Genomic DNA, 24,392 nt, shown 5'->3' on the forward strand with positions numbered 1-24,392 from the left:
TACCGCCATGGATACTGAACTGACACCTCAACAGCACAAACAGGCGATTGCCAAACTCTTCTCGCGCGTTGCCGATGGCTACGATAGCCCTGCACTACGCTTCTTCCCCTTCTGTGCCGACAAACTGGTCTCCAAGGTTGCACCCAGACCCGGACAGAAGGTGCTCGATGTGGCCACCGGCACCGGGGTTGTCGCCATCTCCATGGCGCAGGCACTGCTTCCAGGCGGTCGCGTTGTGGCAATCGACCTCTCGGAGAAGATGCTCGACCGCACCGCCTTTCATGCACGGAAGATGGGATTGGAAAACATCGATATTTTCGATATGGATGGCGCCAAGCTCGACTTTAAACGCGACTATTTCGATACCATCGCCTGCAGCTACGGCCTCTTCTTTATGCCTGATATCGATGCGGCGCTTCAGGAGTGGAAACGCGTCTGCAAACCGGGTGGCAAGATCATCTTCACCAGCTTTGACGTCAAGGCGTTCGTGCCGCTGCGCGATCTATTTCTCGATGATTTGGAGCGCCTCGGTGCCAAGCTCCCGGAGGGGCGCACCTTTATGGCCGATCAGCTCAACAACGCTGAGCGCTGCAGCGACGCACTCGATCGTAACGGCTTCGAAAAGATTCAGATCGACAATGAACAGCTCGGCTATCACCTCTCGAGTGCTGATGACTGGTGGGAGATCATCTGGAATAGCGGCTACCGCGCTCTGATCGATCTACTCCCCTCCGATCAACTCGGCAATTTCAAGGTAAAACACCTACGCGAGGTCGATAAACTGGTGACCGAAAAGGGAATCTGGCTGCCGGTCGACACCCTGTTCAGTCAGGCAATCAAACCCGCCTAACCCGCATCGGTTGCGTGGATTGCAGCCTATCGATGTGGTTTATCATCACTCACTTCTGAAACGCTCGACAAGGATCCAGCATGCGCGACCGTACTCTCTCCGAGAAGGCACTCGACACCCTGTTTCGTGAGGCACGAAGCTTCAGTAACTGGCTCGATCAACCAGTTAACGACGAGCTGCTGCACAAGCTCTACGATCTACTGAAGATGGGTCCAACCGCCGCTAACAGCTGTCCGGCACGTATTCGCTTTATCAAAAGTAGTGAGGCCAAGCAGCGTCTTAAACCGTGCCTGGCCGAAGGTAATATCGAGAAGAGTATGAGTGCGCCGGTGGTGGCCATTATCGGTATGGATATGACCTTCTATGATCAATTACCAAAACTCTTTCCCCACACCGATGCGCGCAGTTGGTTTGCTGGCAAGCCCGATAAGATTGAGGAGAGCGCCTTCCGCAACTCATCACTGCAGGCGGCCTACCTGATTCTGGCCGCTCGCTCACTCGGGCTCGACTGCGGTCCGATGTCGGGTATCGACTACCCCGCGATGGATGCCGAGTTCTTCCCCGAGGGCACCATCAAGACCAACTTCATCTGCGCTATCGGTTACGGCGACAACACTCAGCTCTTCCCACGCCAACCGCGTCTCGACTTTGATGAAGCAGCAGAGATTCTCTGAACGACACAGAAGCCCCACAACTTGACTGTTATTGTCGGGATTACATATCTCTCCCATGGTGACCACCACGACGGCTACGCCTGTAGCTCAGGTTGCTCGGGAGAGCACCATGAAGAGACGACTCTACCTACTCTTTCCCGACGCCGATTTCGCCGCAGCGGTGTCGCTGTGCTCAATCAGGACGGCATCAAAACAAACAGATACACACAATCGCGCGCAGCGGTGAGGCGTCTGGAAGGCCTGCCCGCTCCACCTTTGAGCAGCGCAGCGATCGGCTCCATCAACTAGAGCGCTGGGTCTGGAACGGCAATTTAACCCCTTTGCTTCGTCATGCTGGCGGGTTTTATTGCCGCTATCAGCTATGGTGCCGAGCTACTCGCACTGTTACTGATCGTAGGAATGATTACGAGTTTTGTTGCCGGAGAGCGCTTCACCCACCTGCCCGATGCCGACTTCCGAGAGGTGCGCGACGCCCTGGCCCACGGTGAGATCATGTTGATGGTCGATATCCCCGAGAGCGAGGTCTATCGCATCGAACACCAGATACATCAGCAGGTGCCTGAAGCACGCTTTGGCGGCGTCAGCTGGCTGCCCGACACCGCCGCCCAGCTCTAGACCGACTATCCGTTTAGACGGTTGTAGGCATCTAGCGCAGCGACCTTATAGGCCTCGGCTAGAGTCGGGTAGTTGAAGACGTTCTCAATAAAGTAGTCGAGCGTACCGCTAAGCAGCATCACTGCCTGGCCGATGTGGATCAGTTCGGTCGCGCCCTCACCCAGGATGTGCACACCAAGTACACGACGGTCTTCACTGCTAAAGAGGATCTTCAGCACACCGTCTTCGAGTCCCATGATCTGTCCACGCGCGGTCTCTCGCAGCCGCGCCAGCCCCACCTCGTAGGGGATCTGCTCCTTGGTCAGCTGCTGTTCAGTACGGCCAATCATGCTGATCTCCGGCACCGCATAGATACCGAAGGGGAAGTCACTACTCTGCTGACAGGCACTCTTGCCAAAGGCGTGACAGGCCGCAATACGTCCCTGCTCCATTGAGGTCGAGGCGAGACTGGGAAAACCGATCACATCACCACCGGCATAGATATGTGGCACTTCGGTCTGGAAAAACTCATTGACCTTGATGCGTCGTCGCGAGTCGGGTTCGATACCGGCGTTGTGCAGATTCAGTGCATAGGTGCAGCCAATTCGACCAGCAGCAAAGAGAATCAGCTCTGCACTAACCTGCTTACCGCTCTCCAGGTGGGCTACGATCTTCCCCTCCTCTTTCTCTTCTACGCGGTCAATATTTTCTGAGAGACGCAGCATCACACCACGATCCCGCATGTGGTGAACCAGCTCATCAGCCAGCTCTCGATCAAGAAAATCGAGCAGCCGCTCACGGCCATCAATCAGTGTGACCTTGACGTCCATAGCGCTGAAGATCGAAGCGTACTCGACACCGATCACACCACCACCGACGATAATCATCGATTTGGGGATCTCTTTGATATCGAGAATGCCGTCACTATCGACCACCGACTCACTCTCGAACGGAACCCCCTCGGGGCGAACCGGACGACTGCCAACGGCGATTAGGATCTTTTCACCGTGGAACCCCTCCAACTTACCGCCTGGACGCTCCACCTGCAGGGTGTGCTCATCGATAAATGAGGCCTCGCCCTGAATCACAGTCACCCCATTACGCGATAACTGGTGTGACATCACCTCGGTCTCATGATTGAGCGTAATGTGCAGACGTTGCATTAGATCTTCGATGGTCAAATTCTCTTTGAGCCGGTAGCTGCGACCATAGAGACCACGCTGATCCCAGCCGGTTAGATAGAGCACCGCCTCTCGAAGCGTTTTGCTTGGGATAGTGCCGGTATGGACAGAGACACCACCAATCTCCGCCTGACGCTCAATGATCGCAACGCGTTTGCCCAGCTTGGCGGCTTGAACCGCGGCCTTCTGTCCTGCTGGGCCACTGCCGATTACCAAAAAGTCGTAGTTCTGCATTTGCTCACCACTCCAACAGATCAAACCATGTTAAACAGACCACCCGACCACTGATCGGGCTCAAAAGCGCCTTAGCTAGTCGTCACCCCGATTCCAGGCACCCGACTTGCCACCGGACTTATGGATCAGACGAACACCCTCCATGCTCATGCCACGATCAACCGCTTTACACATATCATAGATGGTCAGCAGCGTAACCTGCACCGCCGTCAGCGCCTCCATCTCAACACCGGTCTGACCGGCCGTCTCAACCGTCACCCTGCAGTAGACGCGCGATGCATCTGTCTGGGGTTCAAGATCGATACCGACATGGGTCAGTGCCAATGGATGACAGAGCGGTATCAGATCAGCAGTACGCTTGGATGCCATAATGCCGGCCACCCGCGCGATGCCGAGCACATCACCCTTTTTGTGATCTCCTGCCACGATCCTCTCCAGCGTTGACGGCTCCATGCTGATCGCACCCTCGGCAACGGCTCTACGCTTGGTCACCGACTTCTCACCAACATCGACCATATGGGCCTCACCAGCGCTGTTGAAGTGGGTTAATTCGCTCATCGATCTCTCCGTCAGGAAGCCCTCTTTAGGGCAATTGGTAGATAGGATCATCCATGATAGGCTGCTGCGAATAGTGGTGCAATTGAGCACCTGCAGAGTAGGTAAAGACTATGAGGGTAACGGTAAAATTCTTCGCCAGCCTGCGTGAGCAGATGGGCTGCGATGGGGCCACCGTCGAGATCGGGGAGGTCGCCACAGCGGCCGATGTGTGGTTACAGGCCTCCGGCGGAAAGGCACTGCCCACCAACGTACTGGTTGCGATAAACATGGAGTACACCGACCAAAATCACCTGGTGAAAAGTGACGATGAGGTCGCCTTCTTCCCACCCGTTACCGGTGGCTAGTATGACCATCGAGGTACGTCCCGCGCCATTCGAACCCTGGCAGGAGCTGCAGCAATTTGAAGCTGCTCACGATCAACTCAAGGGTAAGGCCGGGGCGAGCGCTGTCTTTGTTGGCACCATGCGTGATTTCAACGAGGGTGATGAGGTTAACGGCATGTCGCTGGAGCACTACCCCGGCATGACCGAAAAACACCTTGAGAAGATTTGTGAGGAGGCAGCAAGCCGCTGGCAACTGCTCGATACGCTAGTCATCCACCGTGTTGGAGATCTCAAGCCAGCTGATCCGATCGTCCTAGTGGCTGTCTGGTCGGCCCATCGCAAAGACGCCTTTGAAGCGAGTCGCTTCATCATGGAGGATCTGAAATCGAAAGCCCCTTTCTGGAAGAAAGAGCAGCTTGAAGAGGGTAGCCGCTGGGTGGAGAAAAACACCTCAGGTTACTGAGGGGCCTACTTCTTATAGTCTGGGGTGTGCTGCGGTTGATGATCAACCTTGCCACCCGGCACATCGAAAATCTCAAACTCCATCGTCTCTAGATCACCCATAACGTAGGTAGCACGCGGCCCAACGCCCGCCACCGTTCCCGGATTCACAATCAACGACTCACCACCCTTAATGTCCTCCACAGGCGTGATCGCTGGGCGGTGATCGTGACCACAGCAGACCACATCCCACTCCCCTGTTAACGCCAACGCCTCAGCGTAGTGCGGATAGTGCACAATGAAAATCCGCTTACCGCCGAGATTCAAACCCGCATCCTGCCCGTGATAATGGATCACACTGTCGGGCTCCTGCACTAGCATGAACATGGCATAGGTATCACCCATGTTGTTGCCATGAATCACATGCACCGGCAGACCGAACTGCTGCAGCGGGCGCAGCGCGGTCGGTGCCACCACATCGCCGCAGTGCAGTACCGCCTCGGCACCACGCAGCTCCTTCGCCTCGTGCACGGCGGCGGTCAGCATCGGGCGGTTGTCGTGGCTATCGGAGACGACACAGATCTTCATCGTTGAAGTAACTCGCGGTTATTTAGAAATTAGGCTTCTCAGGGGCATCCTGGAACATCTTAACGCTATCCATGATCTCCTGTTTCGCCTCATCGATATCACCCCAACCACCGACACGAACCCACTTACCCTCATCAAGATCCTTGTAGTGCTCGAAGAAGTGGGAGATGCGGTTGAGAACCTCCTCCTGAACATCGCGGAAGCTGGTTACCTTGCGATAGGATTTGCAGAGCTTGTCGACCGGCACGGCGAGGATTTTGGCGTCATCACCCGACTCGTCCGCCATCTTCAGTACACCAACAGGACGACACTGAATCACCGAACCGGGAATCAGCGGATAGGGGGTCAACACCAGCACATCGACGGGATCACCATCTTTGGAGAGAGTGTGTGGCACGTAGCCGTAGTTACAGGGGTAATGCATCGCGGTCGACATGAAACGATCGACAAACATCGCGCCGGTATCCTTATCCAGCTCATACTTGACCGGATCGGAGTGTGCAGGGATCTCAATAATTACATTGATCTCGTTGGGAACGTCATTACCGGAGGTGACTCTGTCGAGGTTCATCGCTTCAAATCTCAGAAAAACAAAAGGGCCGGTAATTATACCGGCCCTTTATCAAGATTTGCTAATATTATCTGCCGCGCCACTCGGCGCGACAGACACCCTACTTAGAGCAGGGGCACAATCATCAGCGCAACGATATTGATGATCTTGATCAGCGGGTTGATCGCTGGACCAGCAGTATCCTTGTAGGGGTCGCCTACGGTGTCACCGGTAACCGCTGCCTTGTGAGCATCGGAACCCTTACCACCGAAGTTACCATCCTCAATGTACTTCTTGGCGTTATCCCACGCACCACCACCGGTGGTCATAGAGATAGCGACGAAGATACCGGTAATGATGGTACCGATCAGCAGACCACCCAGCGCTTCAACGCCGAGGAAAACACCGACCAGGATAGGCACCAGAATCGGCAGCAATGAAGGAATAATCATCTCCTTGATCGCCGCCTTGGTCAGCATGTCTACAGCACGACTGTAGTCAGGCTTCTCGCTGTGGTCCATGATGCCAGGCTTCTCTTTGAACTGACGGCGTACCTCGTTCACGATACCGCCTGCTGCACGACCTACCGCCTCCATCGACATCGCGCCGAAGAGATACGGAACCAAGCCACCAAGGAACAGGCCGATGATGACCATGTGGTTGGAGAGATCAAATGATGCTACATGCCCCGCCTTCTCCAGGGTGTGAGTGTAATCAGCGAAGAGTACCAGCGCAGCAAGACCTGCCGAACCAATCGCGTAACCCTTGGTAACTGCCTTGGTGGTGTTACCCACGGCATCGAGAGGATCGGTAATGTTGCGGATCTTCTCATCAAGCTCAGCCATCTCAGCAATGCCACCCGCGTTATCGGTAATCGGACCGTAAGCGTCGAGTGCAACGATAATGCCGGTCATCGAGAGCATAGAGGTTGCCGCAATCGCGATACCATAGAGTCCTGCCAGGTCATAGGCACCCCAGATAGAGGCACAGACAGCAAGTACAGGTGCTGCGGTAGATTTCATTGAAACACCGAGACCCGCGATAACGTTGGTACCATCACCCGTGGTTGAGGCCTCAGCGATATGACGTACCGGCTGGAACTCAGTCGCAGTGTAGTACTCGGTGATCACAACCATCGCTGCAGTCAGTGCCAGACCGATCAGAGAACAACCAAAGAGGCTCATGGTGACGTTGGTAACACCTTCGATTTCAACACCACCCATGAACATATCGGTGACGAAGTAGAAGGCAACCGCCGCCAGCAGACCTGCAACGATCAGGCCACGATAGAGGGCGTTCATAATCTTGCCTCCTTCACGTGCCGTTACGAAGAAGGTTCCGACAACAGAGGCGATGATCGAAACACCACCCAGCACCAGCGGATAGACCGCTGCCGCGCCACCAGTTTCGCCCAGCAGCAGGCCACCGAGCAGCATGGTCGCAACCACGGTTACTGCGTAGGTCTCAAACAGGTCAGCCGCCATACCCGCACAGTCACCGACGTTGTCACCAACGTTATCGGCAATAACCGCAGGATTACGTGGATCATCCTCAGGGATGCCCGCCTCAACCTTACCGACGATATCGGCACCGACATCCGCACCCTTGGTGAAGATACCGCCACCGAGACGTGCAAAGATCGAGATCAGTGAACCACCGAAGGCGAGACCGATCAGTGGGTGAAGGTTATCCGCACCAGGGTGCATCATCTCGAGCACCATGTAGTAGCCTGCCACACCGAACAGACCGAGCCCCACCACCAACATACCGGTGATAGCGCCGCCACGGAAGGCAACCTGCATCGCAGCATTCAGGCCATCATTAGCCGCCTCAGCAGTACGCACATTGGCGCGAACCGAGATATTCATGCCGATGTAACCTGCCAATCCAGAAAGGATGGCGCCGATGGCAAAACCAATCGCCGTATGCAGGTCGAGGAAGTAGCCAATTGCGACCAGCAGCACAACACCAACAACGCTGATGGTCATGTACTGACGATTAAGATAGGCCTTGGCACCCTCCTGAACAGCAGCGGCGATCTCATTCATACGCTCGTTACCGGTCGGTTTAGCCAAGATCCATTTCATAGAGAAGATGCCGTAAGCGATCGCGACACCTGCACAGATTAGTGAAAACAGCAAACTAGTGGTCATGTTATATACCTCTCCCCTTCAATTAACGTTTTTACTTATATGATGTTCATTATTATTGCGACTAATAATTAGTCTAGATACAAAAAAGGGAGCAAATAAGCCCCCTTTTTCATAACTATTTGACCTTGAATTCAGGCAGCTTTTTCTTCACTGACACTAACTTCAATTTCACATACTGCGGCATGCCGTTTTTATAGGGAGGATAATCTTCACCCTTAATCAACGGCTCGAGGTAGCGGCGACATTTCGGTGTGATACCGAAACCATCACGACTGATGAAGCTCTTTGGCATCATCTTCTCGACGTTGGCTACCTTAGAAAGCGGTGCCTCGCCGATGGTCCAGCGGTATGGCTTGTCAGACTTACGAACCACGGTTGGCATGACCGAGTTCTTACCTTTGAGTGCCAGCTCAACCGCAGCCTTACCCATAGCGTAGGCCTGATCAACGTCAGACTTAGACGCGATGTGACGGCTCGCACGCTGCAGGTAGTCAGCAACGGCCCAGTGGTACTTCAGACCGAGATCTTCCTGAATCATGCCGGCAACAACAGGTGCGGCACCACCCAGCTGGCTGTGACCGAAGGCATCCTTCAGACCGGTCTCAGCGAGGAACTTGCCATCTTTATAGTGGACACCCTCAGAGACTACGATCGAGCAGTAGCCATACTTCTTAACCTTAGCGCTAACCGCAGCCATGAACTTCTTACGATCGAAAACGACCTCAGGGAAGAGAATGACGATCGGTAGATCGGTCTTCTCATCAGAGGCCAGTGCACCGGCAGCAGCGATCCAACCAGCGTGACGACCCATTACCTCAAGTACGAAGACCTTGGTAGAGGTGGCGCACATAGAACCAACGTCGAAGCTCGCCTCGCGGGTTGAGATAGCAATGTACTTGGCAACCGAGCCGAAGCCAGGGCAGTTATCGGTGATTGGCAGATCGTTATCAACGGTCTTAGGTACGTGGATCGCCTGAACTGGGTAACCCATCTTCTTCGAAAGCTGAGAGATCTTGTAGCAGGTGTCAGCGGAGTCACCACCACCGTTGTAGAAGAAGTAACCGATGTTGTGTGCCTTGAAGATCTCGATCAGGCGCTCGTACTCCGCCTTGTTTGCCTCGAGGCTCTTCAGCTTGTAACGGCAGGAGCCGAAGGCACCCGATGGAGTGTGGCGCAGACCAGCGATAGAACGCACTGTCTCTTTTGAGGTATCGATCAGATCCTCTTCCAGCGCACCGATGATGCCGTTACGACCGGCGTATACCTTGCCGATCTTGTCTTTATTCTTACGAGCGGTCTCGATCACACCACAAGCAGAGGCGTTGATCACTGCGGTAACACCGCCGGACTGTGCATAAAATGCATTCTTCTTTGTCATTTAGGTTCCCCTTAATTTGACGCTATTTCAAAAGCTATTTTTGTAAAAACTATGGCCACCAACCAACTGAATGGATCGGCAGCTATTTCTGCGATTCTTTCTCTGCTTCATCTTGCAGATTTTTATCGTGATCGGCCTGAACCTGAAGCAGGGTCACAGTACAGTCGGCGAGGTTGTCAAACTCATGTACGCCAGTGCCGTACTGCTGGTGAACACGAAAGAAAAATTGTGCGCGAAAACGCTCGTCGCCAGTCTTACAGATAATGAAATTACAGTTATCGTAGTGCCAGTAAACAGTCGGGCAGGGGACCATTTCCGTTGAAGAAGGGTTGAGACGCAGCTCGGTCTCAGCCAGTTCCAGCTCAACATCATGCCCATAACGCTCCTGGAGCGTACTCTTGATGGTCCAGAGATCAGAATCATTAAAATCTGGGATAGTACTCATATCTACCTGTAAATTAGGCACATTCCGTAGTAACAGGCATAAAAAAGAGGATGATTCCCCTATCCATGGCTATTTCGTACTGTGCTTCGTTGACTTGGACGTTTGCGGAATGTAGGTTAATCGCTGATGGGTGACACGGCCATGCAAAATCGTGTATGCGGTCATGCAAAATTTTAATAACCAAGCGATTTCCGGCCACCCCGATAACAAGAGCAACAATAATATACAGCCAAGGGAGCTATTGCGATGAGAATCGTACTGCTTGGAGCGCCGGGCTCTGGAAAAGGGACTCAGGCCAAACTCCTTGTTGATAAATACAAAATCCCCCAGATCTCCACTGGAGACCTACTTAGAGATGCCGTAGCAGCGGGTACACAGCTCGGAAACCAGGCCAAACTGGCCATGGATGCCGGCCATCTCGTTTCTGATGAGATCGTGCTCGGCATTATTCGCGAGCGCCTCGAGGAGAAGGATGCCAAGAAGGGTTTTATCCTTGATGGTTTCCCCCGCAATCTCGCCCAGGCCGAATCACTCGATGCCCTGCTGATGGAGATCGGCCAGCCCCTTGAGCTGAGCCTGCTGATCGACGTCGACTTTGACATCTTGCTACAGCGCCTCACCGGACGGCGTACCTGTCGTTCATGTGGTCAGATGTACAACATCTACTCCAGCCCACCGAAGATGGACGACCAGTGCGACAAGTGTGGCGGCAGCCTGCACCATCGCGGCGACGACAACGAGGAGACGATCAGTAATAGACTGCGTGTCTATGAGACCCAGACCATCCCCGTGGTCGACTTCTATCAGGAGCAAGAGCTCCTGCGTAGCGTGCAGGGTATTGGAGAGATCAAGGACATCTTCAAAGCGATCTCAAAAGTTGTCAGCGCCACACCCAAACGCAAAGCAGTCATACCCTCTGCCAATGCACCCACAGTAGAAGACCTTGAGAAGAAGGTAATGGAGAAGGTTCTTGCGGCCGCCGGAACATCGGATTCTGCCGATGAGGCTCCCGAGCCAGCCACCTCTACGGCCAAGGCCCCTGCCAAGAAACCGAGCAAGAGCAAAACCTCTGCAGGCAAGAAGAACGCAACCAAGAAAAAGGTGGCTCCCACCAAGAAGGCCGTAGCGAAGAAAAAAGCTGCAACACCCAAGAAGAAGAGCACACCGGCGAAGAAGAGCGCCACCAAAAAGACTACGCCAAAGAAGAAAACAACCGCCGTTAAGAAAGCTGCGGTAAAGAAAAAGGTCACACCAGCGAAGAAAAAGGTAGCCTCTGCCAAAAAGCCCTCTAAACCAGCCGTCAAGAAGAGCATCCCAAAAAAGAAGACAGCTTCGAAGAAGAGCGCCAAGAAACCCGCCGTTAAGAAAAAGGCTGCCATCAAGAAGAAGGTTGTTAAAACCGCAGTCAAGAAACGTGCCGCCACCAAGATCGTACCTAAAAAGAAAACGATTACAAAAAAGGCTCCCGCTAAAAGCGGTAGCACCAAAGAAAAAAGTCGTTAAAAAGAAGAGCACCAAGAAACGTCGCTAACACTCAAAGTTACGCTTCAGTGATCAACTACTCGCGCCGCCCTGACTATTCAGCAGCGTGAGTGGTTGCATCCCACACCTCGAGTCATGCAGCATATGCGGCCTCTATTGAGGATGCACACGAATCATGATTAGCAGCACGCACATCATAGGCAGCCAGGAATCCGGAGGCGCTGAACGCTTCTACTCCAGACTTGTCTGTGCACTCCAACGTAACGGCGCCCCGACCCACGCAATCAATCGTCCCGACAGCGCTGTTGCCCAGCAGATTGGTGCATGCGCGCCTCAGACACATATTCAGATGAGTGGAATCATTCGCTTCCACACCAAATGGCGCATTCAGCAAGCGATAAAACAACAACAGCCCGATATCGTGCAGACCTACATGAGTAGAGCGACATCACTCACATCACTCAAACCAGACCGAGGGCCGATCCATGTTGCGCGCCTTGGCGGCTACTACAACTTAAAACGTTATCGTCACGCCCACGCTTGGATCGGCAATACCCGTGGCATCTGCGACTACTTGGTTCAAGAAGGCCTACCTGTAAATCGTGTTTTCTATATCGGAAATTTTGCCGACGCTCCTCCACCGCCAGACATCGACACACTCAATAGCCTGAGGAGAGAACACGGCATACCTGATGACGCATGGATAATCACCGCCGTAGGAAGGCTTCACCCGAACAAGGCGTTCGATACATTACTTAAGGCATTCTCTTTACTACCACACGAGATCGCAGGTCGTCCGACTCATCTGCTCATCGCTGGCGATGGTCCGTTATCAGAAGAGCTTCGCCAGCTCTCTAACAAGCTATCCATTAGCAATCGGACAACGTGGGCCGGTTGGCAGGCCAATCCCAGCAACTACTACTACCTGGCCAATCTGTTTGTCTGCCCTTCTCGTCATGAACCGTTAGGCAATGTGATACTCGAGGCCTGGGCGCACAACACACCTGTAGTTGCCACGGCCTCCCAGGGTGCAATGGAGTTAATTAGCGATGGAGAGAATGGTGTCGTCACACCAGTCGATCAAGCCGCACCACTGGCCGACGCAATGCTCTCTGTTCTACAAGAACCACAACGCTCTAATGAAATTGCGGACAGCGGTACGGCGCTAGTCAGTACTCGTTTTAGCGAGAAAGCCATTGTTGAGAGCTATCTGGAGACTTACAGAACACTACTTGAGCAGCGCTAACATAAGCGCCAACTTGTCGAGCTACGCGACATCAGGGGCGAGCAGCCAACTCTTCATAGAGCGCAAGAGTCAACGCTAACATATGTGCCAACGTATAGTTGTGACGCGACGGCCTCTTCAGCGAACCATCTCGCAAGTTAGCCAGAAGCCGACAAAGATCATCAACACCACCCACGACAACCCGCCCTTGTGGATAGACACGCCCAAGTATCTCACCCACACCACCATGATCGTAACCGAACACAGGCACACCCAGCGATAACGCCTCAAGCGTGGTGCGACCAAACGATTCGGGCTTGGTAGAGAGGGAGAAGACCGCATCTGAGATCGCATAGATTTCACGTACATCCGAACGATGCCCCGTAAAGGTAACGTCCTCCTGCAGGCCTCTCTGCACCACCTTTTCTCGCAACTCCTCGGCATAGGCCTGACGCCGAGGATCTTCACCTCCAACAATCAGACCATGCACCGCAATAGCTTTTCGTTTGAGACAACGGATCAGGTCAATGAAATCGTGATGTCCCTTAAGACGAGTCAATCGACCTGGAAGGGTGAGCACCAGCTTTCCATCAAGCTGAGGAAAATCGTCACACCATTGTTGCAGCCACGACTCGGAGGGAGTGAAGTCGTATGGAAACATCTCTAGATCAACACCACGAGGAATCACCCTCACTCTATTCACGTCGACCGAAGGGTAGTTGGTTTTGATATATCGTTTAACCGTCTCTGACACAGCGATGACCCGTTCTCCCTTAGTCATTACCGCACTGTAGCGTCCAACCGAGTAGAGTCCATGCACTGTGGTTACAAAGTGCGGTCTGTTTTTTTTAGGTATCCCTTGTAGCGCGAACCAGGCGATCCAGGCCGGTAAACGCGACCTGGCATGCACAACATCAACACGCCGTTTTCTAAAGAGTCTTCGCAGCTTCCAGATAAAACGCAGCGTTAACAGACTCTTTTTACCAATCGACCAATTAACATGCTCACTTCCCTCAGCATGTAGCTGCTCGACCATGCGCCCCCCAGCAGAGACCACCATAGATCGATGACCACGCTCAACCAGCGCCTGCGCCACTTCCAACGTGCCACGCTCAACGCCACCATCTTGAAGTGACGGCAACAGCTGAACGATTGTCAGTTGCGTTGCAGAGCCCACTCCGTTATTCGCTACCACCTGGTGAAGTCATACCCAAAGTTATAATTCAAATGACGTTTGAGGATATCCTCAACAAATCGTTTATCTATCTCCGAGTACCACTCACCCAGATCATCTGCCGACTTTCGAACTACAGGCGCCCGCTCACCGGGGCGCTCTCGTTCAGACATCTTGCTCTTTGTGCACTCATCAACCGCCCGCTCGATCGAATTCATACTTACACTCTCCAAGCCAAAGCGATAACACACGTTTTTTAGCATTGCGACAGGTTCAGTCCGTAGCGCTTCGTAGCTGACCATCAGAGATTTTTCGGGATATTTTTCGAGATATCGTCCCCACGCATTCATAAAGCGAATATCCCACCAGATATCTTTATCAAAATGTTTATCTCTCGGATCACCCTTTAGAAACTCCGAGAAATCGAGATCATAGCGCCGCTTCCAGCGTTCCTGCTTTGAACCATGCATTTTCACATAATGTGATACCAGCGCGTACCTTAAATCACGAACCAGTATTACTACCGGGGGAACTGGAGCAAGCACACTAAACAGGCTAGAGGAGATTAACGTGCTTGGTATAGTGTGGCTTTGCACTATTTTTGGCATTCCCTCATACGTCGGAGGACGCTTGGGGCTGCCAATAATCGAGTTATCCTGTATGTATTCGGGTAGATCAACGCCGTATTCATAGGACAATACATGCGCAAGTAAATTTTTCAGCCAATGCGTACCCGATTGATGCATGCTAACGAGAATGCCATCGAAGCCTCCCCAGCGTACAAAAGGGATATTTGTATAATCTTTACACGCACGGTACCAATTAGGAGACAGACTCACTTACAACTCCACTTACTGAATATCCACTCAGCACAACGCTCTGCTTCATTAAAGGGATCTGAATTCTCACGCAGCGTTCCGCACTCTTGCCAAGCCGAATATCCCGTAACCATTCCGCACTTCTTCAGCGCTCCAATTCCTACAGAGACACGCCCCTCCACTAGCTGAGGTACCGACAGCAATCCAACGGGGGATCCTGAGGTCAGCGCCTCGTAGACCATCGAGACACTATCTTCGCTCACCCATACACGATCCGCGCATGTTAGCTGTTGTGGCAACCAGTCGGACCCAGTCTGCTCATGGGACAGCACTTCAAGATTTTCAAGCTCTCGACTACGTAAGAGTGGTAGAAACACTGAAGGCGTACGACGTGAACTGGTCAGCACCCAGTTAACACCAGGAGCAGATGTGACAATTTCAAACACCTGAGCCAACATCTGATCATCTGACCAGCCATAATTTTTCGATGGCCCACCAATCAATATCAGCCCTTTATCAAGATCGCGTGCGGCGCCGGAAACGACGTTATTCAGTACACCATGCGTCAACAATACCGTTTCAGAGGCAGCGAGCCCGTCATGCTTGGGTACAATCGCAAGATCGAATAGTGAGATCGGCAAGGAGGGCTTCATTAACACCACCACACGACCACCACGCGCTCGACGTGCAGCCAACATGGGTAAGTGGGTAGCGTGGCCTGCGCCGATAATATAATCCGGACTGGGCAACCCTTCGCCAGCAGAAAATCGGGAGGTTAACCACTGTAACCACGGCAGCCTGACTGCAGTTGCAGGTATCTCGTGAATTGTGAGCGTAAAGTGGTTACCGAGGGCGCGAATCAGTCCGCGCCCCTGATTTTCATGCCCCGGCTTACCATCGGTGAACCACCAGACGACCCGGCAACCCAAGTCAGCCGATTTATCGTTTAAGTGTGTACTCGGCACCGCAATAGGGACACTTGGCGTGACCGCTCTTCTCAATCGATAGAAATACGCGTGGGTGTGAATTCCAGAGACTCATCTCCGGCGTCGGACAGTGCAGCGGCAGGTCACCCTGCACCATCTCGTAACGGTTCTCAGCATTAGGCTGACTGTTAGTTTCCTGACTCACTACAAAACTCCTGTACTATCGTTGCTCAGACCAGCGTCAGCCACTCAGGGCGATCGTTGCGACGACCATAGACGTAGTCGAAATAGATGCTCTGAATCTGCTCGGTAATCGGCCCACGCGAACCGCTACCGATGGTGCGATCATCGAGTTCACGAATTGGCGTCACCTCAGCAGCGGTACCGGTGAAGAACGCCTCATCGGCAACGTAGACCTCATCACGGGTGATGCGCTTCTCACGCACCTCGATACCGAGATCGGCCGCGATCTGCATGATCGTCTCACGGGTGATGCCTTCCAGTGCGGAGGTCAAGTCGGGAGTGAATATCACACCATTGCGAATGATAAAGATATTCTCGCCACTACCTTCCGCAACGTAACCCTCATTATCGAGCAGCAGTGCCTCGTCATAACCACAGCTGATTGCCTCCTGCAGTGCCAGCATTGAGTTCATGTAGTTGCCGTTGGCCTTCGCCTTGCACATGGTGATATTGACGTGGTGACGGGTATAGGAGGATGTACGGATACGAATACCCTTTTCGATACCGTCCTCACCCAGATAGGCACCCCACGGCCAGGCAGCAACCATGACGTGAGTTTTGAGGTTGTCTGCTCGAATACCCATTCCCTCTGAGCCGTAGAAACACATTGGACGCAGATAGGCAGAGTCGAGGTTATTCTCACGCACCACTGCACGCTGCGCCTCGTTGAGCGTCTCCTTGTCGAAGGGCATCGGCATCATCAAGATGTGAGCAGAGCGGAACAGACGATCAGTATGATCCTGCAGGCGGAAGATCGCCGCCCCCTTATCGGTCTGGTAGGCACGCACCCCTTCAAACACACCCATACCGTAGTGGAGGGTATGGGTCAGCACATGAGTCTTCGCCTCACGCCACTCAACCATCTCGCCATCCAGCCAGATGACCCCATCACGGTCAGCCATCGTCGTCATGCTCTACTCCTCAAAATATTTAGAACCACAAAATTATTCACATCTACGCTGGGTCTTCCATACGCTGACGCCACATTGCTGCGACCGTCTCGCGCAGTTCGGAGAACTCCACAGCATCAACCTCGGCCGACTGCTCCTGCAGCGTCAAGTGGTGGGCCCGCTTACGAAATACTCGATAGGCATCACACAACAGCGCCACCTCGTCAGCGGCCATCAGACCCGCCCGTCCAAACCCTTCGAGAATACGAATATTGTCGGTAAATTCGGTCAACTCGGGATGATCGTGCGCCCATGCCAGAACGCCGTATTGCACCATAAATTCGATGTCGGCGATACCACCTCGATCGTGCTTTAGCTTGAATCGACCCGGCTTTTTCGAGCCAAATTCGCTGCGCATCCGCTCGCGCATCTCACTCACTGCTTTGCGCAACTCCTCAGGTTCTCTACGCTGAGTCAGAATGGTGTGGCGGATCTTCATAAATCGTTCTGCAATCAACGGATCACCGGCCACCGGACGCGCGCGCACCAGCGCTTGATGTTCCCAGGTCCACGCCTCGCCCTGCTGATACTCCTCAAATGCGGTGAGATTGCTTACCAGCAGTCCAGAGGCACCACTGGGACGAAGACGAAGGTCAATCTCATAGAGCACGCCCGCCGGGGTCAGGGTAGTCATCAAATGAACAATGCGCTGTCCAAGCCGTGCAAAGAACTCTGGCACCGCCATTGCCCGCTTGCCGGTGGTCAGCTGCGACTCATCCTCCGCACTATGCAGGAACACCACATCAAGATCGGAGCCGTATCCGAGCTCAAGACCACCCATCTTGCCGTAGGCGATCACGGCAAAACCTTTGTCACAGAGCGTGCCGTCGCTGCTGCAGACTGGGCGACCGTGTTTGGCAACAAGATGATGCCAGGCAAGCTCCAACACCTCATCGACGATCCCCTCTGCAATCCAGGTCAGGTGATCGCTAACCACCATCAGTGGCATTGCTTCAGCGATATCAGCGGCGGCGACGCGCAGCACATTGGTCTGCTTAAAGAGACGCAACACCTCCATCTGCTGCTCAAGATCATCGAGAGGTAGGCGTAACAGCATCTGCCGCAACTCATCCACCAACCGTTCTCGGTCGGGGGGTGAGTAGAGTGTTCTAGGGTCAAGCAGCTCATCGAGCAGAATCGGGTGGCTGGCGAGATAGCGTGCAATCCAGGGGCTGGCACTGCAGAGACTCACCAGCTGTGAGAGCGCCAGCGGGTGCTCAGAGAGCAGTGCAATGTAGGCGCTACGGCGCGCCACTGCCTCGATCAAATTCACGACTCGCGGTAGCGCCTCATCGGACTTCTCATTTTCGCCAACCGCTGAGATCAACAGAGGCATCAAGCGATCGAGACGCTCGCGTCCGTGGGTAGAGAGCGATTCATAGAGACTGCTCTCGCGCAGCGCACGGAGTCGCCACACGATCTCTTTCGGCTCAGCGTAACCGGCCTCAGCCAGCAGCCCTGGTGCCTGCGACTCCTTCAGTCCCTCTTGCCAGAGCGAAACCAGATCGGGACCAGCATGCTGCTCGCCGCCCTTATCCTCGGTCTGTGGTGCAGCAAAGATCTGCTCAAAATGTTGCTCAACCCGCTGTCGATAGCTGTCGAGCCTCTCAAGGAAACGCTCCCAATTTGAGAATCCCATCGAGAAGGCGAGACGCAGCTGCCCAATCTCTTCTTGCGGCAGCAGATGGGTCTGCCGGTCAGCCCACGCCTGCAGGCGATTCTCTACGCGACGCAGGAAGTCGTAGGCCTCAATCAATTCACTGCTGGCGTAGTCGGGAATCAGACCGTAGTGAGGCAATGCAGCCAACACCTTGAGGATACGACGCTCCTGTAGCTCGACCTCACGACCACCGCGCACCAGCTGAAAGGCCTGGCCGATAAATTCGATTTCACGTATACCGCCCGGCCCCAGCTTGACGTTGTGCGCCATCCCCTTGCGCGCCACCTCGCGTGCAATCATCCCCTTCATCTCACGCAGCGACTCAAACACGCCGTAGTCGAGATAGCGGCGATAGACAAAGGGGCGCAGGCTCGACATCAGCTCGGCTCCCGTGTCGCGATCACCCGCGACCACACGCGCCTTGATCATCGCGTAGCGCTCCCACTCACGCCCCTGGGTCTGGTAGTACTCCTCCATCGCGTCAAAGCTCATCGCAACGGGACCACTATCTCCATAGGGGCGCAGACGTAAATCGACACGATAGACAAAACCATCATCGGTCGATTGATCAAGCACCCGCGCCAGCTGCTGTCCCATACGGCCGAAGAATTCACTATTGCTCAGACCATTGCGTTTGCGTGTCTCTCCCTCTTCGGCATAGGCGTAGATCAGATCAATATCAGAGGAGAAGTTAAGCTCCCAGGCACCGAGCTTGCCCATGCCGAGCACCACCAGGCCAAGCGGCTTACCATCACTCCCTTTAGGTGTACCGTGCTGCTTGCGTGCCCACGCCTCGACCTTCTGCAGCGCGCCATCGATACACGCCTCGGCCAGATGAGTCAGATCACGTAGCGTCTCCTCCAGGCCACTCCAGCCTGCCAGATCACGCCAGGCAATACGCACCATCTCTCGACGCCGGAAGCGACGCAGCCGCAACATCAACCCCATCTCATCCTTGACCGGTTTCAGCTGCGTATCGAGCTTCTCGACATACTCATCTGACAGATAGTCACTCAGCAGGTCACCACTCTCGAGCAGATCACCGATCAAACCCGGTTCACGTGCACAGGCCTGCGCGACAAACTCGCTACTGCAGAGCACTCGTAGTGTCACGCGCTGGAAATCTTCACTCTCTGGAACCCGGCACTCATGTCGCTCAGCGGCTTCAACAAACTGCTGCCAATGGTGAAGCGTTACGGATTGCAGGGGTTCAGGGATAACCGCCATTGCGGTGTTGACATCGGAGATAGCTGAATCGGCCAAGAGCGCTCCAAATAAAACTGATTAACGATAGCTTGCTGACGGGTGCATTCCAGCTCACTCATGCAGCGAATAAAAAGGCAGCCACACTCAACAAAGTGGGCTGCCTCGCTTAACAAAGAAGCATCATTTTACGGGGGGTAACGGTGACTCTCTCTTGGGCGCTTCCATCTGATGTGCGGCTACAGCACCGCGCTGAGTCAACAACGCCGCAATCTCTTTGTGCCCACCACGGGTTGCAACAACCAGCGGCGTTTCGCCATAGTCGTTACGCACATTCACATCGGCGCCCCACTCGATCATCATTCGTACGATATCCATATTGCCCTTCTCTGCGGCAACAAACAGCGCAGGACTGCCTCTATCGTCCTTGGCATTGATATCGATTCCACGCGCAATCAACTGCTCAAGCACCTGTAGATGTTTATGTTTAACCGCCCAGTGCAACAGGGTCTGACCATAACGACGACGCACGTTGACATCCGCACCCTTACTGATCAGTAACTCGACGATTTCAACCCGCGACTCATCAGCCGCCCAGCAGATAATTGGCTCACCCTCCTTGCTCACCGCATCAACATCGGCACCCTTGTTGATCAGGAACTCAACCATATCAACCTGCCCCTTCAGCGCCGCCCACTGCAGCAGCGAATCGCCATAGCGGTTCTTGGTGGCGATATCAGCACCCTTATCCAGCAGGTACTTAATCACCTCGACATGGTTATGCTCGGCCGCCATATGAATCGGTGTCTGACCCAGCGGATAGGTCGCGTTCACATCCGCCCCCTTGCCGATCAACATCTTCACCACCTCAAGGTGGCCATGATCGGCCGCTCGGTGCAGCATAGTGGTGCCATCCTTACTGCGCACATCGATATCGCCAATTCTCTTTATCAGCAGATCGACCACATCACGATTCTCCTGCGCCGAGGCGAGATGGATCGGTGGTTGGCCATTACCATCCTCAACATTGGCATCGGCACCGCTGTCGAGCAGGTGCTTGACCACATCAACATGGCCAACCAGAGCGGCCAGATGCAGCGGCGTGCTGCCCTGCACATCACGACTATCTACCAACGCGCCACTTTTCAGCAGTAGCGCGGCGATATTGCTGTAACCAAATTCGGCACTAGCATGCAACGGACTCTTACCGCTATTACCGGCCATATCGACGCCCGCACCACGTTCAAGCAGTATTGCAGTGGCGCGCTCATAACCTCGTGCGACCGCCCAGTAGAGAGGTGTATGGCCGTTTTTGTCTTTGAGATTGATATCGACCCCAGCATCAAGCTGGGCCGCAATCTTCTGCAGGTCTCCCGTACTCGCGGCGTAGTGGAGCGAGACCGTCTGCTCGCCACTCTCCTTACCGCAACCGACCACCACCAGCGCAAACAGCAGCACGGCAATCGATCTCGACACCCACTTCCCTCTAGCGAAAAAACTCATCGTTTCAAACCCTCGTTGTAATCCACTCAGTCGGAGTGAAACCACTCAATCCGGACCATTCTATACCCAAATGAGGCGCTAAGAACTAGTCACTTTTTTACCCTTACAAAACAGAAAGGGCCTCACCATTTCCGGCAAGGCCCCTTCAGGGTCAGAATGGTTCTGAGACAGCTATTACATCATGCCGCCCATGCCACCCATACCACCCATACCACCACCCATGTCACCACCGGTAGGTGCATCGGAAGGCAGCTCGGCAACCATCGCCTCAGTGGTCAACATCAGGCCCGCAACCGATGAAGCATTCTGCAGTGCAGAACGGGTCACCTTGGTTGGATCGAGAATACCCATATCGATCATATTGCCGTAGTTACCATTGGCAGCGTTGTAGCCGTTATCACCCTTGCTACGCTTAACCTTATCAACCACAACAGAGGCCTCTTCACCAGCATTGCTGACGATCTGACGCAGCGGCTCTTCCATCGCGCGACGTGCGATCTCGATACCGATATCCTGATCGTGGTTATCGCCCTTGAGCTTGGTGATCGCAGCCTGTGCGCGAATCAGCGCAACGCCACCACCAGGAACCACACCCTCTTCAACCGCAGCACGGGTCGCGTGCAGCGCATCGTCGATGCGATCCTTCTTCTCTTTCATCTCAACTTCGGTGGCTGCGCCAACCTTGATAACAGCAACACCGCCAGAGAGCTTGGCAACACGCTCCTGCAGCTTCTCCTTGTCGTAATCAGAGGTGGTCTCTTCGATCTGGGCACGAACCTGCGCAACACGTGCTTCGATATCGGTGTGTGAACCCGCGCCATCAACAACCACGGTGTTCTCCTTGGAGATAACAACGCGTTTGGCGGTACCGAGCATATCGAGAGTCGCCTTCTCCAGCTCCATGCCAACCTCTTCAGAGACAACCTGACCACCAGTCAGAATCGCCATATCCTGCAGCATCGCCTTGCGACGATCGCCGAAGCCCGGCGCCTTAACAGCAGCAACCTTAACGATGCCACGAATGCTGTTCACAACCAGAGTGGCCAGCGCCTCGCCCTCAACGTCCTCGGCGATGATCAACAGTGGCTTACCTGCCTTGGCAACACCCTCGAGTACAGGCAGCAGTTCGCGAATGTTAGAGATCTTCTTGTCGTGTAGCAGGATGAAGGGATCTTCCAGCTCGGCAACCATCTTCTCCTGATTGTTGACGAAGTAGGGAGAGAGGTAACCGCGATCGAACTGCATACCCTCAACCACCTCAAGCTCATCCTGCAGTGATGAACCCTCTTCAACAGTGATAACACCGTCCTTGCCCACCTTGTCCATCGCATCGGAGATAATCTGGCCGATGGTAGAATCAGAGTTGGCCGAGATGGTGCCAACCTGGGTGATCGCCTTGGTATCTTCACAAGGCTTGGAGAGATCCTTCAGCTGCCCAACAGCGGCGATAACCGCCTTGTCGATGCCACGCTTCAGATCCATTGGGTTCATACCAGCGGTAACCGCCTTCATGCCCTCACGCAGGATGGCCTGCGCCAGAACGGTCGCGGTGGTAGTACCGTCACCGGCAACATCGGAGGTCTGTGATGAGACCTCTTTCACCATCTGTGCGCCCATGTTCTCGAACTTATCTTCCAGCTCGATCTCTTTGGCCACTGAAACGCCATCCTTAGTGATGGTCGGTGCACCGAAGCTCTTCTCCAGAACTACGTTACGACCCTTCGGTCCGAGGGTTACCTTGACCGCGTCGGCCAGGGTATTAACACCGCGCAGCATACCGTGGCGCGCGTCATCACCAAACTTAACTTCTTTTGCACTCATTGATCTCTTTCCTCTATAGAATTCTGTTTAAAGCGGTTAATGGTGTAGGGATTAACCCTCAACCACACCCATGATGTCCGCCTCGGTCATCATCATCAGCTCTTCGCCGTCGACCTTGACTGCGGTGCCCGCATACTGGCCAAACAGAACCTTGTCGCCGACCTTCACGTCCATCTGACGCACTTCGCCGTTCTCGAGGATCTTGCCCTTACCAGCAGCGATAACTTCACCCTGATTTGGCTTCTCGGTAGCGGAACCGGGTAGGACGATACCTGAAGCAGTGGTGGTCTCCTCCTCCATACGGCGCACCAATACACGGTCATGTAGCGGACGAATATTCATTCAGAAACTCCTTAACTTATTGATTTAAGATCAAAAAATAAAACCGCATTACGGTTAATTACATATTCCTGGGGCGTTAGCACTCACCCCGAGTGAGTGCTAATAATAGTGACGAAGAGGTGAAAATCAAGGGTCGTGGGGTGAGATTTCTACTTCAGAGCTGCTTATTAGTGCTCAAAGAAGGGATTTTCGCTCTGACAAGCGGAGAAATGGAACCGAACTGGCAGATACTGACGATTTAATCGCGCCAGAACTCGCCCTCAAGGGTGCGCGGACCATCACCGCTGCCGCCGCTCGGCGGGCGGGGACCACCGCGCTGCCTCAACATCCAACGAATCACCACCTTACGCAGCGGTGGTACCAACATCAGAAAACCCAGACCATCACTGAGAAAACCGGGAATCAGCAACAACGCACCACCCAGCAGCAGCGCCACCCCCTCCAGCATCTCAAGCTCTGGGGTATCGCCACGCGCCATCGCCTCCTGTGCGCGCTGCAGGGTCTTGAAGCCCTGGTAACGCATCAATAGCAGTCCCAGCGCAGCTGTAAAGATGACCAGAAAGACGGTGGTGAAGGGGCCAATCAGACCACCCACACCGATCATCACGTAGAGCTCCAGCAGACCGATCAGGATCAGCGCAACAAAGGGGTACAGTAGGGTATTCATCAATGTTTTCCATGCACCATTTGAGGCATTGTAACAGCCTGCAGAGCTATAATAACCCGCCGACGAGCTACGGGACCGAACAATAAAATGGATGATGCCAAACTACTGGTCTACTCCACCTGCCCCGACCGCAACTGCGCCGAACAGATTGCGCAGCAGCTGGTTGAGCTACGTCTTGCTGCCTGTGTTTCGATTGCTCCCGGCCTCACCTCCATCTACCGTTGGAAGGAATTGGTTGAGCGAGACGAGGAGCTGCTGCTTATAATCAAGACTTCAGAGAGAAGTTACTCTGCGCTCGAAACGAAGCTGAACGAACTCCATCCCTATGAACTTCCTGAGATCGTTGCCGTCCGAATCGAGAGGGGTCACCCCCAATACCTGAACTGGATCGACGAGAACCTGGATTAAT

Annotated in this window: 26 protein-coding genes; 9 read left to right on the forward strand and 17 right to left on the reverse strand. The window is 54.0% G+C overall.

All coding sequences use genetic code 11. The features are described from left to right. Window positions 1-7: 7 nt before the first annotated feature. From HUE57_RS17940 to HUE57_RS17955, 4 genes are all read left to right on the forward strand, one after another. Complete coding sequence (locus HUE57_RS17940; protein WP_078482660.1) at window positions 8-850, forward strand: class I SAM-dependent methyltransferase; 843 nt, start codon at window positions 8-10, stop codon at window positions 848-850. Between the two features lie 80 nt (window positions 851-930). Further along, window positions 931-1,524, forward strand: a complete 594-nt coding sequence (locus tag HUE57_RS17945; protein WP_174673649.1) for a malonic semialdehyde reductase — start codon at window positions 931-933, stop codon at window positions 1,522-1,524. A gap of 21 nt (window positions 1,525-1,545) precedes the next feature. Next, window positions 1,546-1,812, forward strand: coding sequence for a hypothetical protein (locus tag HUE57_RS17950; protein ID WP_174673650.1), 267 nt, complete (start codon window positions 1,546-1,548; stop codon window positions 1,810-1,812). 42 nt (window positions 1,813-1,854) lie between these two features. Next, on the forward strand, window positions 1,855-2,139 hold the full coding sequence (locus HUE57_RS17955; RefSeq protein WP_174673651.1) for a hypothetical protein: 285 nt from the start codon (window positions 1,855-1,857) through the stop codon (window positions 2,137-2,139). A gap of 5 nt (window positions 2,140-2,144) precedes the next feature. Here HUE57_RS17955 and sthA read toward each other — a convergent pair whose 3' ends face one another. Both sthA and moaC read right to left on the reverse strand, forming a co-directional pair. After that, complete coding sequence (sthA, locus tag HUE57_RS17960; RefSeq protein WP_078482663.1) at window positions 2,145-3,533, reverse strand: Si-specific NAD(P)(+) transhydrogenase; 1,389 nt, start codon at window positions 3,531-3,533, stop codon at window positions 2,145-2,147. 75 nt (window positions 3,534-3,608) lie between these two features. Continuing rightward, window positions 3,609-4,091 (reverse strand): cyclic pyranopterin monophosphate synthase MoaC, encoded by a 483-nt coding sequence (gene moaC, locus HUE57_RS17965; protein WP_078482664.1) that lies wholly within the window; start codon window positions 4,089-4,091, stop codon window positions 3,609-3,611. A 110-nt stretch (window positions 4,092-4,201) separates the two neighbouring features. Here moaC and moaD point away from each other — a divergent pair, with 110 nt between their 5' ends. Both moaD and HUE57_RS17975 read left to right on the forward strand, forming a co-directional pair. After that, window positions 4,202-4,435 carry a molybdopterin converting factor subunit 1 gene (moaD, locus tag HUE57_RS17970; protein ID WP_078482665.1) on the forward strand — a complete coding sequence of 78 codons (234 nt, stop codon included), beginning with the start codon at window positions 4,202-4,204 and terminating at the stop codon, window positions 4,433-4,435. Between the two features lies 1 nt (window position 4,436). Further along, the gene (locus HUE57_RS17975; RefSeq protein ID WP_078482666.1) at window positions 4,437-4,877 is read left to right on the forward strand and encodes a molybdenum cofactor biosynthesis protein MoaE; all 441 of its coding nucleotides are present in this window, start codon (window positions 4,437-4,439) and stop codon (window positions 4,875-4,877) included. A gap of 5 nt (window positions 4,878-4,882) precedes the next feature. Here HUE57_RS17975 and HUE57_RS17980 read toward each other — a convergent pair whose 3' ends face one another. The 5 genes from HUE57_RS17980 to HUE57_RS18000 all read right to left on the reverse strand — a co-directional run bounded on the left by HUE57_RS17980 (window position 4,883) and on the right by HUE57_RS18000 (window position 9,969). Then, window positions 4,883-5,443, reverse strand: a complete 561-nt coding sequence (locus HUE57_RS17980; protein WP_078482667.1) for a YfcE family phosphodiesterase — start codon at window positions 5,441-5,443, stop codon at window positions 4,883-4,885. A gap of 22 nt (window positions 5,444-5,465) precedes the next feature. Beyond that, complete coding sequence (gene ppa, locus HUE57_RS17985) at window positions 5,466-6,014, reverse strand: inorganic diphosphatase (RefSeq protein WP_078482668.1); 549 nt, start codon at window positions 6,012-6,014, stop codon at window positions 5,466-5,468. A 104-nt stretch (window positions 6,015-6,118) separates the two neighbouring features. Continuing rightward, entirely contained in the window at window positions 6,119-8,146 is a 2,028-nt protein-coding gene (locus HUE57_RS17990) for a sodium-translocating pyrophosphatase (protein ID WP_078482669.1), read from the reverse strand. 115 nt (window positions 8,147-8,261) lie between these two features. Continuing rightward, window positions 8,262-9,524, reverse strand: coding sequence for a 6-phosphofructokinase (locus HUE57_RS17995; RefSeq protein WP_078482670.1), 1,263 nt, complete (start codon window positions 9,522-9,524; stop codon window positions 8,262-8,264). Window positions 9,525-9,606: 82 nt separating this feature from the next. Next, window positions 9,607-9,969, reverse strand: coding sequence for a hypothetical protein (locus HUE57_RS18000; RefSeq protein WP_078482671.1), 363 nt, complete (start codon window positions 9,967-9,969; stop codon window positions 9,607-9,609). A 246-nt stretch (window positions 9,970-10,215) separates the two neighbouring features. Between HUE57_RS18000 and HUE57_RS20025 the strand changes: the two genes are divergently transcribed. Next, window positions 10,216-11,472, forward strand: coding sequence for an adenylate kinase (locus tag HUE57_RS20025; protein ID WP_078482672.1), 1,257 nt, complete (start codon window positions 10,216-10,218; stop codon window positions 11,470-11,472). 154 nt (window positions 11,473-11,626) lie between these two features. Beyond that, window positions 11,627-12,697 carry a glycosyltransferase gene (locus HUE57_RS18010; RefSeq protein WP_078482673.1) on the forward strand — a complete coding sequence of 357 codons (1,071 nt, stop codon included), beginning with the start codon at window positions 11,627-11,629 and terminating at the stop codon, window positions 12,695-12,697. A 31-nt stretch (window positions 12,698-12,728) separates the two neighbouring features. Here the strand turns inward: HUE57_RS18010 and HUE57_RS18015 are convergent, their stop codons facing one another. The 10 genes from HUE57_RS18015 to HUE57_RS18060 all read right to left on the reverse strand — a co-directional run bounded on the left by HUE57_RS18015 (window position 12,729) and on the right by HUE57_RS18060 (window position 23,983). Further along, window positions 12,729-13,817, reverse strand: coding sequence for a glycosyltransferase family 4 protein (locus tag HUE57_RS18015; RefSeq protein WP_236725623.1), 1,089 nt, complete (start codon window positions 13,815-13,817; stop codon window positions 12,729-12,731). 47 nt (window positions 13,818-13,864) lie between these two features. Further along, a complete protein-coding gene (locus HUE57_RS18020) occupies window positions 13,865-14,689 on the reverse strand; it encodes a sulfotransferase domain-containing protein (protein WP_135621987.1) in 825 nt (274 codons plus the stop codon). Continuing rightward, a complete protein-coding gene (locus HUE57_RS18025) occupies window positions 14,686-15,633 on the reverse strand; it encodes a mitochondrial fission ELM1 family protein (protein WP_236725624.1) in 948 nt (315 codons plus the stop codon). Before HUE57_RS18025 ends, HUE57_RS18020 begins: the two co-directional genes overlap by 4 nt. Next, complete coding sequence (locus HUE57_RS18030; protein WP_078482676.1) at window positions 15,608-15,799, reverse strand: zinc-finger domain-containing protein; 192 nt, start codon at window positions 15,797-15,799, stop codon at window positions 15,608-15,610. The genes HUE57_RS18025 and HUE57_RS18030 overlap by 26 nt, the downstream gene beginning before the upstream one ends. 25 nt (window positions 15,800-15,824) lie before the next feature. Continuing rightward, window positions 15,825-16,748: a branched-chain amino acid transaminase gene (locus HUE57_RS18035; protein ID WP_078482677.1), complete on the reverse strand. Its 924-nt coding sequence runs from the start codon at window positions 16,746-16,748 to the stop codon at window positions 15,825-15,827. A gap of 43 nt (window positions 16,749-16,791) precedes the next feature. Beyond that, window positions 16,792-19,674 (reverse strand): bifunctional [glutamate--ammonia ligase]-adenylyl-L-tyrosine phosphorylase/[glutamate--ammonia-ligase] adenylyltransferase, encoded by a 2,883-nt coding sequence (gene glnE / locus HUE57_RS18040; RefSeq protein ID WP_078482703.1) that lies wholly within the window; start codon window positions 19,672-19,674, stop codon window positions 16,792-16,794. Window positions 19,675-19,833: 159 nt separating this feature from the next. Then, complete coding sequence (locus HUE57_RS18045; RefSeq protein ID WP_172840098.1) at window positions 19,834-21,126, reverse strand: ankyrin repeat domain-containing protein; 1,293 nt, start codon at window positions 21,124-21,126, stop codon at window positions 19,834-19,836. Window positions 21,127-21,327: 201 nt separating this feature from the next. Continuing rightward, window positions 21,328-22,974, reverse strand: a complete 1,647-nt coding sequence (gene groL / locus HUE57_RS18050; RefSeq protein WP_078482679.1) for a chaperonin GroEL — start codon at window positions 22,972-22,974, stop codon at window positions 21,328-21,330. 51 nt (window positions 22,975-23,025) lie between these two features. After that, on the reverse strand, window positions 23,026-23,316 hold the full coding sequence (locus tag HUE57_RS18055) for a co-chaperone GroES (protein WP_078482680.1): 291 nt from the start codon (window positions 23,314-23,316) through the stop codon (window positions 23,026-23,028). Window positions 23,317-23,554: 238 nt separating this feature from the next. Continuing rightward, window positions 23,555-23,983 carry an FxsA family protein gene (locus tag HUE57_RS18060; RefSeq protein ID WP_078482681.1) on the reverse strand — a complete coding sequence of 143 codons (429 nt, stop codon included), beginning with the start codon at window positions 23,981-23,983 and terminating at the stop codon, window positions 23,555-23,557. An 87-nt stretch (window positions 23,984-24,070) separates the two neighbouring features. Here HUE57_RS18060 and cutA point away from each other — a divergent pair, with 87 nt between their 5' ends. Beyond that, the gene (cutA, locus tag HUE57_RS18065) at window positions 24,071-24,391 is read left to right on the forward strand and encodes a divalent-cation tolerance protein CutA (RefSeq protein WP_078482682.1); all 321 of its coding nucleotides are present in this window, start codon (window positions 24,071-24,073) and stop codon (window positions 24,389-24,391) included. Window position 24,392 lies beyond the last annotated feature (1 nt).

This window comes from Candidatus Reidiella endopervernicosa (assembly GCF_013343005.1).
In the GTDB taxonomy this organism is placed as follows: domain Bacteria; phylum Pseudomonadota; class Gammaproteobacteria.